Origin of the sequence: Enterobacter sp. SENG-6 (assembly GCF_001605945.1) — a bacterium.
GTDB lineage: Bacteria > Pseudomonadota > Gammaproteobacteria > Enterobacterales > Enterobacteriaceae > Enterobacter > Enterobacter cloacae.
This window is the reverse complement of the sequence record NZ_LOMM01000076.1, coordinates 65,433-80,312: the sequence shown is the minus strand read 5'-3', so window position 1 is coordinate 80,312 and position 14,880 is coordinate 65,433. Positions and strand designations below refer to the sequence as shown.

Annotated in this window: 11 protein-coding genes; 5 read left to right on the top strand and 6 right to left on the bottom strand. The window is 55.8% G+C overall.

Annotated elements, in window-relative coordinates:
* Window positions 1–8: 8 nt before the first annotated feature.
* From mtgA to lptF, 5 genes are all read right to left on the bottom strand, one after another.
* Window positions 9–734 carry a monofunctional biosynthetic peptidoglycan transglycosylase gene (mtgA, locus tag AX755_RS21970; protein WP_013098946.1) on the bottom strand — a complete coding sequence of 242 codons (726 nt, stop codon included), beginning with the start codon at window positions 732–734 and terminating at the stop codon, window positions 9–11.
* Window positions 731–1,384, bottom strand: coding sequence for an isoprenoid biosynthesis glyoxalase ElbB (gene elbB, locus AX755_RS21965; RefSeq protein WP_023619937.1), 654 nt, complete (start codon window positions 1,382–1,384; stop codon window positions 731–733). The genes mtgA and elbB overlap by 4 nt, the downstream gene beginning before the upstream one ends.
* Window positions 1,385–1,615: 231 nt before the next feature.
* Window positions 1,616–3,949, bottom strand: coding sequence for an aerobic respiration two-component sensor histidine kinase ArcB (gene arcB / locus AX755_RS21960; protein ID WP_062857457.1), 2,334 nt, complete (start codon window positions 3,947–3,949; stop codon window positions 1,616–1,618).
* Window positions 3,950–4,084: 135 nt separating this feature from the next.
* Window positions 4,085–5,167, bottom strand: coding sequence for an LPS export ABC transporter permease LptG (lptG, locus tag AX755_RS21955; protein ID WP_013098949.1), 1,083 nt, complete (start codon window positions 5,165–5,167; stop codon window positions 4,085–4,087).
* Window positions 5,167–6,267 (bottom strand): LPS export ABC transporter permease LptF, encoded by a 1,101-nt coding sequence (lptF, locus tag AX755_RS21950; RefSeq protein ID WP_029883394.1) that lies wholly within the window; start codon window positions 6,265–6,267, stop codon window positions 5,167–5,169. Before lptF ends, lptG begins: the two co-directional genes overlap by 1 nt.
* A gap of 266 nt (window positions 6,268–6,533) precedes the next feature.
* On the opposite strand from lptF, the gene pepA reads away from it, so the two are divergent.
* From pepA to ahr, 5 genes are all read left to right on the top strand, one after another.
* Window positions 6,534–8,045 (top strand): leucyl aminopeptidase, encoded by a 1,512-nt coding sequence (pepA, locus tag AX755_RS21945; RefSeq protein ID WP_013098951.1) that lies wholly within the window; start codon window positions 6,534–6,536, stop codon window positions 8,043–8,045.
* An 86-nt stretch (window positions 8,046–8,131) separates the two neighbouring features.
* Window positions 8,132–8,575, top strand: coding sequence for a DNA polymerase III subunit chi (holC, locus tag AX755_RS21940; RefSeq protein ID WP_008502815.1), 444 nt, complete (start codon window positions 8,132–8,134; stop codon window positions 8,573–8,575).
* Window positions 8,575–11,430 (top strand): valine--tRNA ligase, encoded by a 2,856-nt coding sequence (locus tag AX755_RS21935; protein WP_062857456.1) that lies wholly within the window; start codon window positions 8,575–8,577, stop codon window positions 11,428–11,430. Before holC ends, AX755_RS21935 begins: the two co-directional genes overlap by 1 nt.
* 123 nt (window positions 11,431–11,553) lie before the next feature.
* Window positions 11,554–12,057, top strand: a complete 504-nt coding sequence (locus tag AX755_RS21930; RefSeq protein WP_040021921.1) for a GNAT family N-acetyltransferase — start codon at window positions 11,554–11,556, stop codon at window positions 12,055–12,057.
* 83 nt (window positions 12,058–12,140) lie between these two features.
* A complete protein-coding gene (gene ahr, locus AX755_RS21925; protein WP_062857455.1) occupies window positions 12,141–13,160 on the top strand; it encodes an NADPH-dependent aldehyde reductase Ahr in 1,020 nt (339 codons plus the stop codon).
* Between the two features lie 58 nt (window positions 13,161–13,218).
* On the opposite strand, the gene AX755_RS21920 is transcribed toward ahr, so the two are convergent.
* A complete protein-coding gene (locus AX755_RS21920; protein ID WP_038420702.1) occupies window positions 13,219–14,865 on the bottom strand; it encodes a dihydroxyacetone kinase subunit DhaK in 1,647 nt (548 codons plus the stop codon).
* Window positions 14,866–14,880: the final 15 nt, after the last annotated feature.

Sequence of the window (14,880 nt, the reverse complement as noted above, 5' to 3'; positions counted from 1 at the left end):
TACCCGCCCTACATTAGCTTATTACGCTGCATAAACCCTTCCCCGCCTAACTGACGCATCTGGCGCATGATCCACGCCTGACGGCTTCGCACGTACCCTGAAGGGGCATTAGCCTTAAAGCGGATGGGATTAGGCAAGACGGCAGCCAGGAGCGCCGCTTCGGACATACTCAGTCGGCTGGCCGGTTTATTGAAATAGCGCTGCGCGGCGGCCTCAACACCAAACACGCCATCGCCAAACTCAGCAATATTGAGATAGACGGTCAGAATGCGTTTTTTGCTCCAGACCGTTTCCATCCCCAGCGTCAACCCCGCTTCCAGCCCTTTTCGTACCCAGCTTCGACCGTCCCACAGGAACAGATTCTTTGCGGTTTGCTGCGATAATGTCGATGCCCCACGGACGCGGTTTTCGTGGCGTTCATTGTGCGCCAGCGCTTTCTCGATTGCCGCCACGTCAAACCCCCAGTGTTCCGGGAATTTCTGATCCTCTGCCGCAATGACCGCCAGCCCCATAAACGGTGAGATCTCATCCATACTTACCCAGTCCGAGTGGGCCACATAGCTGAAATCACCACTGAGCCATGCCCCAAGCTGACGCTCGACCATCACGGCCGAAAACGGGACCGGCATAATGCTGAATAAGGCGAGTCCGCCGCCCCAGAATACCGCGAGCACGAGAACGATGCGCAACAGGGCGCGTTTCACCCACGCGCCTGCGCCGAATTTACGACTCATTCAGTCAACACCAGCACTCTGGCCACCAGTTTTTCGATGCCTGCAGCGGCCTCGGCAATATTCTGCGCCAGCATCCAGGCAGGCGTGGTAACGACCTTGTTGTCTTCATCCACCACAATGTCATCCACCGGACAAGGTACGTGCTCGCCGCCCATCTCCTCAATGATTTCTGCGGTATCAATATCGGTGCCGATTGTCAGCCGCAGCGGGAAATCAAAAATTTTAGGCAGCATTGCCGGCGCGATACAGATAAAGCCCTGCGGTTTACCTGCCGCGTGCATTGCTTGCGACAGCGCTTTTAAATGGGGATCGATCTGACACGCCGCCCCTTCTGAAGCAAAGGTACTGAGATTTTTGGCCGCCCCAAACCCGCCCGGCACGATTAACGCATCGAGCTCAGCGGCATCCGCCTGAATAAGAGGGTGGACATCGCCACGCGCAATACGTGCCGCTTCAATCAATACGTTACGGGTTTCCGCCATGGCCTCTCCGGTCAGATGATTAATCACATCTGCCTGCTTTTTGTCTGGCGCGAAACAGATCGCTTCCGCCCCCTGCCTTGCCAGGGCCAGCAGCGTGATGACGGCTTCATGAATTTCTGAACCATCGTAAACACCGCATCCGCTCAGTACGACACCAACCTTTTTCATCCTGACGTTCCTTCTTTGCAACTTGCTGAAGCACATAATTAATTTTGATTAAAACGCTATGCTTCACACATTTCACTGATTCATGTAACAAACCATTTAAGATTTGCTATCTTATCTGCGTGCGGCCTAAATTTTCAGGCGGCGCCCATGCGAAAACAACACGAAAAATCAGGCGCAGCCACGATTTCCCTGGTGTTGGCGCAGTATTCGCGCACCCCGGTTAAGCCGGGGTCATTTTTTTCTGGCATCCACCCAAGCTTTTAGCACCGCCACATCGTTCTGCCACTCTTGTTTCATCTCTTCGACCCAATCACCCACGTTATCTTCCCATGCCGGTAAATCAGGTGACTGAATCTGTTGTCCCAACTGCTGTAAGTGGCGTAACCCGACAGAGCCAGCAGCGCCTTTGATCTTATGCCCTTCTTCCACAATGCCTTTCTGATCGCGTGCGGTCAGGTTGGACTCCAGCACGCTCAGGTAGCCAGGCATCATTTTTTCGAACACGGCCAGACCATCGGTAATCAGTTTTGGGCCAACCAGGTCGATGTACTGCTCCAGCATCGCAATATCCAGAATCGTTTGGGCCTTCGCGCTATCAACAGACGTCATGGTGCTCTCCTCTTCATCATGGGTATCCCAGAACTTCTTGATCATGGCGGTCAGAGCAGGCACCGCCAGCGGCTTGCTGAGCACATCATCCATACCGGCATCGAGGTACTCTTTTTTATCTTTCAGGACGTTGGCCGTCAGCGCGACCAGCGGCGGCAGTTCATCGGCGGCATACTGCGTTGTCAGCGCACGGGAGATATCCAGCCCGGTCATGTCCGGCAGTTGAATATCCAGCAGGACGAGGTCATATTCGCCCGGTTTAAACATCTCCAGCGCGGCTTTACCGGTCATCGCCACGTCCACGCTGTTACCCAGTTTTTCCAGCACCGAGCACGCCACAATCACGTTCAGCTCGATGTCTTCGACCAGCAGAACATGTAGCGCCGGGAGCGGCATATCGTCTTGTTCAAAGGTATCCTCAACCTCTTCTGCCACCGCCGGGGCATGCACCGTCAGCGTAAAGGTAGAGCCTTTGCCCGCCTGGCTGGCTACGGTGATATCACCGCCCATGCTCTTCGCGAGCCGTTTCGATACCGCAAGGCCAATGCCCGTGCCGGTAGCAGGCTTACCACCGTTGCTGTCCTTCACCTGATAATACATGGCAAAGATTTTGTCCTGCTCTTCCTGCGGAATGCCAATGCCTGAGTCTTCCACCTCAAAATGGAGCATGTCTCCTTCGTCATAGCGGATACGCACCGCCACCTGCCCCTGCTGGGTAAATTTCACCGCGTTGCTGATCAGGTTCCAGAGAATTTGGCGCAGACGCGTGCCGTCCGTGACCACTTTGTGCGGCAGCGGCAGGGTTGGCTCCATGACAAAGCTCAGCCCCTTTTGCTGCGCCTGCAGGCCGGACAGGTTTTCCAGATCGGCAAGGAAGCTGGTGAAATCAACCGGCTGGTTATCAAGCTGGACTTTACGGCGCTCCATCTTATCCATGTCGATAATATCGTTGAAGATATTCCCCAGCGTGACCGCCGAGACATGGATCGTTTTGAGGTATTTTTCCTGCTCCGCCGTCAGGTCGGTGTCCAGCAGAATACGGCTTAAGCCGACGATGCCGTTCAACGGGGTACGCAGTTCATGGCTAATGGTGGAGATGAAAGTCGTCTTATCGCGGCTGGCGCGCTCAAGGGCATCCTGATAACGCTTACGCTCGGTGATATCGCGGCCAAAGCCCATCAGGCCGTGGCGTTTCCCGACGCGGTCGTAGTACGGCACTTTACGGATCTCAAAGCAGGCTTTACGCCCGTCCGGGTAATCCAGCCACTGTTCATAGGTCAGCGAGACATTGTGGCGGAAGACTTTTTCGTCCGTCTCCATGACCTTGGCGGCCGCCTCTTCGGAGTACACATCCTGGGGTTTCAGGTGGATCAGCTGCTTTTCGCTTTTGCCGGTCAGCAGCTCCATCGCCCGGTTACAGCCGGAGAACTCTTTGTCTTCGTTACGGTAGAAAACCAGATCCGGAGAAGCATCAAGGAATGAACGCAGGAAAGAGGATTGCTGCTCAAGCTGGATCTGCGTCACCTCACGCTCTTTCATTTCGATTTTCAGCTGCTCAAGCGTCGCCTGACGCTCGGCTTCCGCCTTCTCACGATCTGAAATCTCCTGGTTAAGCTGGGCAATGTTGTCTTTCAGCTGGACGTTGAGCTTTAAATCGCGCTCGCGCATCTCTTCCAGCTTATCAACCAGTTTTGACAGGCGCTGACGGGACTCCTCCAGCTGTTCAACGACGACGGAAAGAAAATAGACCGCCCAGGGGGTGATCAGCAAACCGAAGAAGATAGAGCGGATGACGTCGATACTCTCGACCTGACCATGCAACACCATGGTCACGGCCATTTGCACGACAATGGCCAGAACAACCAGCGCCAGCGCCAGCAGCATGGAGAAACGCACCAGCCCGAGCTTCATCATCAGGTCGACGTAGTACTGGGCAAGCATTCGAATTTGCTTCATAGAGGATCCCTTCACGACTTTATCGCTCAATAATACTCAAATTCGCGGCGGGACGTTGAAGGTTGTGAGAAAAAGTGCGGGGTGAAACAGGAGATTAGCCTCGCTTCCGGCTAACCGGAAGCGAGGAGAGGAGAATCAGGAGCGTTTCAGCAGCAGCCAGAGGCTGATCAGCAGGAAGCTGGCGCTCGGCAGCAGCGCACCAATAATTGGCGGAATGCCGTAAACCAGCGTCAGCGGGCCAAAGATCTGATCGAGGACGTAGAATACAAAGCCGAAGCTGATCCCGGTGACCACTCGAACACCCATCGGTACGCTACGCAGCGGGCCAAAGATAAACGACAGGGCCATCAGCATCATCACCGCCACGGACATCGGCTGGAAGATTTTGCTCCACATATTGAGTTGATAGCGCCCGGCATCCTGCCCGCTCGACTTCAGGTATTTGACGTAGTTGTGCAACCCGCTGATGGAGAGCGCGTCCGGATCCAGCGCCACCACCCCGAGTTTGTCCGGCGTGAGGTTGGTTTTCCACGTCCCGGACACCGTCTGAGAGCCGGTGATCTGTTTTGGGTTCGTCAGGTCAGACTCGTCAACCTGGGATAACCGCCACTGCTTGTGTTCGGGGTCAAACTTCGCTGACGATGCGTGACGTACAGACTGTAAACGACGCTCATCATTGAAGGCGTAAATACTCACGCCGCCCAGCTCATCATCCCCTTTCACACGTTCGATATAGACGAAGTTCTGGCCATCTTTCGCCCATAACCCTTGCTGTGTTGAAAGCAGTGAACCGCCGTACATTGCCTGGGCACGATAGTTACGCGCCATCTGTTCACCCTGCGGTGCCACCCACTCGCCAATCGCCATGGTCAACAGCACCAGTGGGATCGCGGTTTTCATGACCGACAGCGCCACCTGCAAACGGGTAAAGCCCGATGCCTGCATCACAACCAGTTCGCTGCGCTGTGCCAGCATCCCCAGCCCCAGCAGCGCGCCCAGCAGGGCTGCCATCGGGAAGAAGATCTGCACATCTTTTGGCACGCTGAGCAGGGTATACATCCCTGCACCCAGCGCGTCGTAGCTCCCTTGCCCGGCTTTTTTCAGCTGATCGACAAATTTAATAATGCCGGAGAGCGACACCAGCATGAACAACGTCATCATGATGGTGGTGAAAATGGTTTTACCGATATAGCGATCAAGAACGCCAAACGCCTGCATTAGATGGCTCCTTTACGCGAAAATCGGGCACGTATGCGGCGCACTGGCACCGTATCCCACAGGTTTAATCCCAGCGCCAGTAAGATGTACAGGCTGTTGACGAACCACGTCCACACCATCGGGTCCAGCTTACCCTTCGCGCCGTTAGAACGAATCGAGGTTTGCAGCAGGAAGTAGATTAGGTACAGCAGCATCGCCGGCAGCATTGAGAGCACGCGCCCCTGACGCGGGTTCACCACGCTCAGCGGCACGACAATCAATGCCATCATAAACACGGTGAAGACGAGCGTAATACGCCAGTGGAACTCCGCACGCGCTCTGTCGGTATCGGTGTTCCACAGCGTACGCATATCCATTTGCTCGGTATCCGTTGGATCGAGCGCCACCGCCTGATGACCAATAATGGCCTGATAGTTCTGGAAATCCGTAATACGGAAGTCACGAAGCATCGCGGTGCCTTCAAAGCGGGTGCCTTTATTCAGCGTCACGACCTGGGAACCATCTTTGCGCTGCGCAAGCTGACCGGAGTCTGCCACCACCACCGATGGACGGGCGTTTCCTTTGGTCCGCAGCTGCGCCAGGAAGACGTCGTTGAATTTACTGCCGTCGACGCTCTCAATAAACAGCACTGAGTTTCCGTCGGTCGCCTGCTGGAACTGCCCCTGCGCTAATGCCGCCATACCGGGGTTCGCTTTTGCTTCAGCCAGCACTTCATCCTGATGACGAGAGGACATTGGGCCCGCCCACATCACATTCACCGCGGCGACGATACCCGTGAACAGCGCCAATATCATGGCGGCTTTCACCAGAACAGCCTTGCTCAAACCACAGGCATGCATCACCGTGATTTCACTCTCGGTATAAAGCTTACCGAGCGTCATGAGCAGACCGAGGAAAAGACTTAGCGGCAGAATAAGCTGCGCCATTTCCGGGATCCCTAAACCAAGCAGGGAAAGCACCAGATTCGTTGGAATTTCGCCGTCAACGGCCGCACCGAGGATCTTGACCAGCTTCTGACAGAAAAAAATCAGCAGCAGGATGAAGAGGATCGCCAGTTGGCTTTTGAGCGTCTCCCGCACCAGATATCTTATGATTATCACTTTAAATACGCCCGTAAAAACCCGTCTCTTTGCTGGAAAATCGCTTGTTTCATGGCTTAAACGTCATTTATTCTCTTGAGTCGTCGAAATCATCGCTAAGATTAAAACACCCGGCGGATTCACGCTTCAGGACTTTTTCTGACGTGTCGAAACCGTAATAACGTAAGATTAACACGAAGTCACCACAACAGCGGACTTGAGTTACGAAAGGTTTCAATTCTATCCGTAGCAGCCGCTGTTGTCTTTAAGATTCAGGAGCGTAGTGCATGGAGTTCAGTGTAAAAAGCGGTAGCCCGGAGAAACAGCGGAGTGCCTGCATCGTTGTGGGCGTCTTTGAACCACGCCGACTCTCCCCGATCGCCGAGCAACTCGATAAAATCAGTGACGGCTACATTAGCGCCCTGCTGCGCCGTGGCGAACTGGAAGGCAAACCTGGGCAGACGCTGTTACTGCACCATGTTCCGAACGTGCTGTCCGAACGTATTCTGCTGATTGGCTGCGGTAAAGAGCGCGAGCTGGATGAACGTCAGTATAAGCAGGTGATTCAGAAAACAATTAATACCCTGAATGACACCGGCTCAATGGAAGCCGTTTGCTTCCTGACCGAACTGCACGTCAAAGGTCGTAACACCTACTGGAAAGTGCGCCAGGCTGTCGAAACCGCAAAAGAGAGCCTGTACAGCTTCGATCAGCTCAAGACCAATAAAAGCGAGCCGCGCCGTCCGCTGCGTAAAATGGTCTTTAACGTGCCAACCCGTCGCGAACTCACCAGCGGCGAGCGCGCCATCCAGCACGGTCTGGCGATTGCCGCCGGGATTAAAGCCGCAAAAGATCTGGGCAACATGCCGCCTAATATCTGTAACGCCGCCTATCTGGCCTCTCAGGCGCGCCAGCTGGCTGACTCCTATAGCAAGAATGTCATCACCCGCGTTATCGGCGAACAGCAGATGAAAGAGCTGGGTATGCACTCTTACCTGGCGGTGGGCAACGGCTCGCAGAACGAATCCCTGATGTCGGTTATCGAATACAAGGGCAATCCGTCAGAAGACGCGCGTCCTGTTGTGCTGGTTGGTAAAGGCCTGACCTTCGATTCCGGTGGTATCTCCATCAAGCCTTCTGAAGGCATGGATGAGATGAAGTACGACATGTGTGGTGCAGCGGCGGTGTATGGCGTGATGCGTATGGTGGCTGAACTTCAGTTACCGATTAACGTTATCGGCGTGCTGGCGGGCTGCGAAAACATGCCGGGTGGACGCGCTTATCGTCCGGGTGATGTCCTGACCACCATGTCCGGCCAGACCGTTGAGGTGCTGAACACCGATGCCGAGGGCCGTCTGGTGCTGTGCGACGTATTAACCTACGTTGAACGCTTCGAACCTGACGTGGTGATCGACGTGGCCACCCTGACCGGTGCCTGCGTGATCGCGCTCGGCCACCACATCACCGGCCTGATGTCGAACCACAATCCGCTGGCGCACGAGCTTATCGGCGCGTCCGAACAAGCCGGTGACCGCGCATGGCGTCTGCCATTGGGTGACGAATACCAGGAACAGCTGGAATCTAACTTTGCGGACATGGCGAACATCGGCGGCCGTCCTGGTGGTGCCATCACCGCGGGCTGCTTCCTGGCACGCTTCACCCGCAAGTACAACTGGGCGCACCTGGATATTGCCGGCACCGCATGGCGCTCCGGAAAAGCCAAAGGCGCGACCGGTCGTCCGGTTGCGTTGCTGTCGCAGTTCCTGCTAAACCGCGCAGGATTTAATGGCGACGAGTAAGTCAAAACGGCAGTAAACCGTAGGCCGGGTAAGGCGAAGCCGCCACCCGGCTTAAGCATTTAAAGTGAGCACAAGAAGCCCCATATATGAAGAATGCAACGTTCTACCTTCTGGACAACGATACCCATCAGGATGGCCTCAGCGCCGTAGAACAGCTGGTGTGTGAAATTGCCGCAGAACGTTGGCGCGCAGGTAAACGGGTTCTGATTGCCTGTGAAGATGAACAGCAGGCGATTCGTCTTGACGAAGCGCTGTGGGCGCGCCCGCCGGAGAGTTTTGTACCGCATAACCTGTCTGGCGAAGGGCCGCGCGGCGGCGCACCGGTCGAGATAGCCTGGCCGCAAAAGCGCAACAGCAGCGCGCGCGATATTCTGATTAGCCTGCGGATAGATTTTGCAGATTTTGCCACCGCTTTCACAGAAGTGGTAGACTTTGTCCCTTACGAAGAATCCTTGAAACAACTGGCGCGCGAACGCTACAAAGCGTACCGCCTGGCTGGTTTTAACCTGAATACGGCAACCTGGAAATAATGGAAAAGACATATAACCCACGCGATATCGAACAGCCGCTTTACGAGCACTGGGAACAGCAGGGCTATTTCAAGCCTAACGGCGATGAAAGCAAAGAGTCCTTCTGCATCATGATCCCGCCGCCGAACGTCACCGGCAGTTTGCATATGGGTCATGCCTTCCAGCAGACCATCATGGATACCATGATCCGCTACCAGCGCATGCAGGGCAAAAACACCCTGTGGCAGGCGGGGACTGACCACGCGGGTATCGCGACCCAGATGGTGGTTGAGCGTAAGATTGCCGCTGAAGAGGGTAAAACCCGTCACGATTACGGTCGCGACGCCTTTATCGATAAAATCTGGCAGTGGAAAGCAGAATCTGGCGGCACCATTACCCGTCAGATGCGCCGTCTCGGTAACTCCGTAGACTGGGAGCGCGAGCGTTTCACCATGGACGAAGGCCTTTCCAACGCCGTAAAAGAAGTGTTCGTCCGTCTGTACAAAGAAGACCTGATTTACCGTGGCAAACGCCTGGTTAACTGGGACCCGAAACTGCGCACCGCAATCTCTGACCTGGAAGTGGAAAACCGCGAGTCTAAAGGCTCCATGTGGCACATCCGCTATCCGCTGGCCGACGGCGCGAAAACCGCAGACGGTAAAGATTACTTAGTGGTGGCAACCACCCGTCCGGAAACCCTGCTGGGCGATACCGGCGTGGCCGTTAACCCGGAAGATCCGCGTTATAAAGATCTGATTGGCAAATTCGTGGTGCTGCCGCTGGTGAACCGCCGCATTCCGATTGTGGGCGACGAACACGCCGACATGGAAAAAGGCACCGGCTGCGTGAAAATCACCCCGGCGCATGACTTCAACGACTACGAAGTGGGTCGTCGTCACGCCCTGCCGATGATCAACATTCTGACCTTCGACGGTGACATCCGTGAAAGTGCAGAAGTGTATGACACCAAAGGCAACGAATCCGACGTTTACTCAAGCGACATTCCGGCGGAGTTCCAGAAGCTGGAACGCTTTGCCGCGCGTAAAGCGATTGTGGCTGCCGTTGACGCACTCGGCCTGCTGGAAGAGATTAAACCTCACGATCTGACCGTGCCGTACGGCGACCGTGGTGGCGTGGTTATCGAGCCAATGCTGACCGACCAGTGGTATGTGCGTGCCGACGTGCTGGCAAAACCGGCTGTTGAAGCGGTTGAAAACGGCAGCATTCAGTTCGTGCCGAAGCAGTACGAAAACATGTACTTCTCCTGGATGCGCGATATTCAGGACTGGTGTATCTCCCGTCAGCTGTGGTGGGGTCACCGTATCCCGGCATGGTACGACAACGAAGGCAACGTATACGTTGGCCGCAGTGAAGATGAAGTGCGTCAGGAAAACAAACTGAGCGCGGATGTCGCCCTGCGTCAGGACGAAGACGTGCTGGATACCTGGTTCTCCTCCGCGCTGTGGACCTTCTCCACCCTCGGCTGGCCAGAGAACACCGACGCGCTGCGTCAGTTCCACCCAACCAGCGTGATGGTGTCCGGCTTCGATATCATCTTCTTCTGGATTGCCCGCATGATCATGATGACCATGCACTTCATTAAAGATGAAAACGGCAAGCCGCAGGTTCCGTTCCATACCGTCTATATGACCGGTCTTATCCGTGACGATGAAGGCCAGAAGATGTCCAAATCCAAGGGCAACGTCATTGACCCGCTGGATATGGTGGACGGGATCTCCCTGGAAGAGCTGCTGGAAAAACGCACCGGTAACATGATGCAGCCACAGCTGGCAGAGAAGATCCGCAAGCGCACCGAGAAGCAGTTCCCGAACGGGATTGAATCTCACGGTACTGACGCCCTGCGTTTCACTCTGGCGGCGCTGGCCTCTACCGGTCGCGACATCAACTGGGACATGAAGCGTCTGGAAGGTTACCGTAACTTCTGTAACAAACTGTGGAACGCCAGCCGTTTCGTGCTGATGAACACCGAAGATCAGGATTGCGGCTTCAACGGCGGCGAGATGATCCTCTCTCTGGCCGACCGCTGGATCCTGGCGGAATTCAACCAGACGGTGAAAGCGTTCCGCGAGGCGCTGGACAGCTACCGCTTCGACATCGCGGCGGGCATTCTGTACGAATTCACCTGGAACCAGTTCTGTGACTGGTACCTGGAGCTGGCGAAGCCGGTCATGAACGGCGGAACGGAGGCAGAACTGCGCGGTACGCGTAATACGCTGATTACCGTGCTGGAAGGCCTGCTGCGTCTGGCGCACCCGATCATTCCATTTATCACCGAAACCATCTGGCAGCGAGTGAAAGCGATCGCGGGCATCAACGCCGACACCATCATGCTGCAGCCGTTCCCGGAATTTGATGCCGCTAAAGTGGATGAAGCTGCCTCAGCGGATACCGAGTGGCTGAAGCAGGCGATCGTCGCTGTACGTAACATCCGTGCAGAAATGAACATCGCCCCGGGCAAACCGCTGGAACTGCTCCTGCGCGGTTGCAGCGACGCGGCTGTTCGTCGTGTCACCGAGAACAATACCTTCCTGAAAACCATGGCGCGTCTGGAAAGCATCACCGTGCTGCCAGCCGATGACAAAGGTCCGGTCTCCGTGACGAAAATCATCGACGGCGCCGAACTGCTGATCCCAATGGCGGGTCTCGTCGACAAAGACGCTGAGCTGGCACGTCTGGCGAAAGAAGTGGCGAAAGTCGACGTGGAAATTGGCAAAATCGAAAGCAAACTGGCGAACGAAGGCTTTGTCGCCCGCGCGCCGGAAGCGGTCATCGCCAAAGAGCGTGAACGCCTGGTTGCTTTCGCCGATGCGAAGACCAAGCTGATTGAGCAGCAGGCGGTGATTGCGGCCCTGTAATGCTTTTACCCCTTACGCTTCAGGGCGTAAGGGGTATTCTTCCTGAAAACTCCTCGCTTGCACTCCCCTTTCTGCGGTGCTATTAACAGCAGTTGTGTGTCAATTTTTGTAATGAGTAATGCTATGAGCGTGATTACCCCCGTCGCGACGACGATGCGTCGGATCGCTGTGCAGGACAACCCGGCTATCGCCGCCGTTATCCGTACGGTTTCTGCCGAATATGGCCTGACGGCTGATAAAGGCTATACGGTTGCTGATCCAAATCTGGACGAGCTGTTCCAGCTTTACAGCCAGCCGGGCCATGCCTACTGGGTTATTGAGCAGAATGGCCAGGTGGTGGGCGGCGGCGGCGTTGCTCCGCTCAGCTGCAGCGAGCCGGATATCTGCGAGCTGCAGAAAATGTATTTCCTGCCATCTGTTCGCGGACTAGGCCTGGCGAAGAAACTGGCGCTGGTCGCACTCGACTATGCCCGCAATCAGGGTTTTACACGCTGTTACCTCGAAACAACCGCCTTCCTCAAAGAGGCCATCGGCCTGTATGAACATCTGGGCTTTGAGCATATTGATGCACCGCTGGGCTGCACCGGCCACGTCGATTGCGAAGTCAGGATGCTGAAAACGCTGTAAATACTTTTGCTGCCCTCTTCTGTTAAGCGGTGGTTAACTGAATGCTCTACACTCTCAGTTCACACCATAACGGGGGAAACACGATGTCGAAGATAAAAAGCTACGCCGCACCGCAGGCGGGTGCAGAACTTGAACTGTACGAGTACGATGCGGGCGAACTAAAAGCGGAAGACGTCGAAGTACAGGTTGATTACTGCGGGATCTGCCACTCGGATCTCTCCATGATCGACAACGAATGGGGCTTTTCAAGCTATCCACTGGTCGCCGGACACGAAGTGATTGGCCGCGTCGTGGCGCTCGGCAGCGCTGCGCAGGACAAAGGCCTGAAAGTGGGCCAGCGCGTGGGTATTGGCTGGACGGCACGCAGCTGCGGTCATTGCGACGCCTGTATCAGCGGCAACCAGATCAACTGCCTTGATGGCGCCGTTCCAACCATCCTCAACAAGGGCGGTTTTGCCGATAAACTGCGCGCCGACTGGCAGTGGGTCATTCCGCTGCCGGACAGCATTGATATCGAATCCGCAGGCCCGCTGCTGTGCGGCGGCATTACCGTCTTTAAACCGCTGCTGATGCACCATATCACCGCCACCAGCCGTGTGGGTGTGATTGGTATCGGGGGGCTCGGTCATATTGCCATCAAACTGCTGCACGCGATGGGCTGCGAAGTGACGGCATTCAGTTCTAACCCGGCGAAAGAACAAGAAGTGCTGGCGATGGGGGCGGATAAAGTGGTGAACAGCCGCGATCCAGACGCGCTGAAAGCACTGGCGGGTCAATTCGATTTGATCATCAACACCGTTAATGTCGATCTCGACTGGCAGCCGTACTTTGAAGCACTGGCCTACGGCGGTAACTTCCATACGGTAGGTGCCGTGCTGAAGCCGCTGCCGGTTCCGGCGTTTACCCTGATCGGCGGGGATCGCAGCGTGTCCGGCTCTGCAACCGGCACGCCATTCGAGTTGCGCAAACTGATGAAGTTCGCCGGGCGCACGAAAGTATCGCCAACCACCGAACTCTATCCGATGTCGAAAATCAACGAAGCGATCCAGCACGTGCGTGACGGCAAAGCCCGTTACCGTGTGGTGTTGAAAGCAGATTTTTAATGTGGCACACCCCTCTCCCACAGGGAGAGGGCGCAAACACTAAAAACGGTAACGGTTGTTACCGTTTTGCTTCTACCATGGCCTTAAACACCTCTGCCACCGCAACCGCTCCCGGATCCATTACCCCATCCAGATTCTCTTTATTCACATACGACGAACGTCCCGCGCCCGCTTTGCCCATTCTGGCCGTTGCCTCTGCGCCCTGCTGTGCCGCCTGCGCCGCCGCCTGAAGATCGTTTTTCTGCAACGTCTCCAGCGCCGGCTGTAGCGCATCGATCAGCGTGCGATCGCCGAGATCGGCCCCGCCATACTGCTTCATCTGTGCCAGCCCACTCAGCAATGCATCGGCAAGCGATTGTCCGTCATGCAGCTTTTGTCCGGCTGCCGTGAAAAAGATCGACATTAATACGCCACTCGATCCGCCCATCACCGTTGCCAGCCGCTCGCCCACCAGCAGAAGTAATGTCGACACGTCGTTAAGAGGAAGGTTGTTCTCCTCCAGACGCTGCGCAATCTCCCGCGCCCCTTGCGCAAAGGTGGATCCGGTATCGCCATCCCCCACTTTCGCATCCAGCGCGTTCAGACGGTTTTCCAGCTGAATCAACGTCTTTGTCACCACAGAGACATATTCGCCCACCTGCGGATTTGCGGACGGGGTAAACTCCACGCGGTCATGGATCGCGCTATGCTCCTGGGTACGCAGCGGGGCAAACGCCACCGGCTTCTGCCAGCCCAGCGTCTCAACCTCTTCATGAAGGGCTTTTTCGAACAGATCGTTTAGCTTCAGCAGCGTCAGCGAAAAGCCCTTCATATCCAGGGCGCTCACCAGCGGTGCCGGGCCAATCAGGTACGCCAGGTTATCTTTCAGTGCCGAGTGGGCCAGCTCTTTGGTGAGCAGAGCCATCTCAAGTGCTGATACGCCCCCCAGGTTATTGATCAACACTGCGAAGCGCCCGTCACCCGCCTTCGCCTTAAGCGGCGTCACCAGCGTGTCGATAATCGCTTTACTGTTCTGCGTATCCACGACGGAAGCCCCTGGCTCACCATGAATGCCCAGACCCAGCTCGACATGACCTTGCTTAATGCGCCCTTCTTCCTCGTCGCTTCCCGGCAGGTTACACGTTTGCATCGCAACGCCCAGGCTCCAGAGATTATCGCAGGCCTGTTGCGCAATATCACGCACTTCACTCAGCGATTTTCCGTGCTCTGCGGCATAACCCGCGATCTTATGAACCAGCGCCGTACCGGCAATGCCGCGCGGCTGCTTGTTGTCCGGCAGCGCAATATCGTCTGCCACAATGACCATCTCCACCTTCAGGCCGTAGCGTTTCGCCTTTTCTGCCGCCAGACCAAAATTCAGGCGGTCACCGGTGTAGTTTTTAACGATCAGCAGGCAGCCACGGTCACCCGTCACCGCCACAATGGCATTCAGCACCGCATCCACGCTCGGCGAGGCGAACAGATCGCCGCACACTGCTGCCGTCAACATACCTTTGCCGACAAACCCGGCGTGTGCAGGCTCGTGGCCGGAACCGCCACCGGAGATCACCGCCACGCGGCTCTTGTCCCAGTCGCTGCGGGCCACAATGCGAATGGCAGGATCAACATCAAGCTTGACGAGGTTACCGTGCGGAGCAGAAATCAGAATGCCTTCAATAGCATCGTTGACCAGTTGTTTGCGATTATTAAAAAAGAATCTGGACATACATTCTCAACTTGT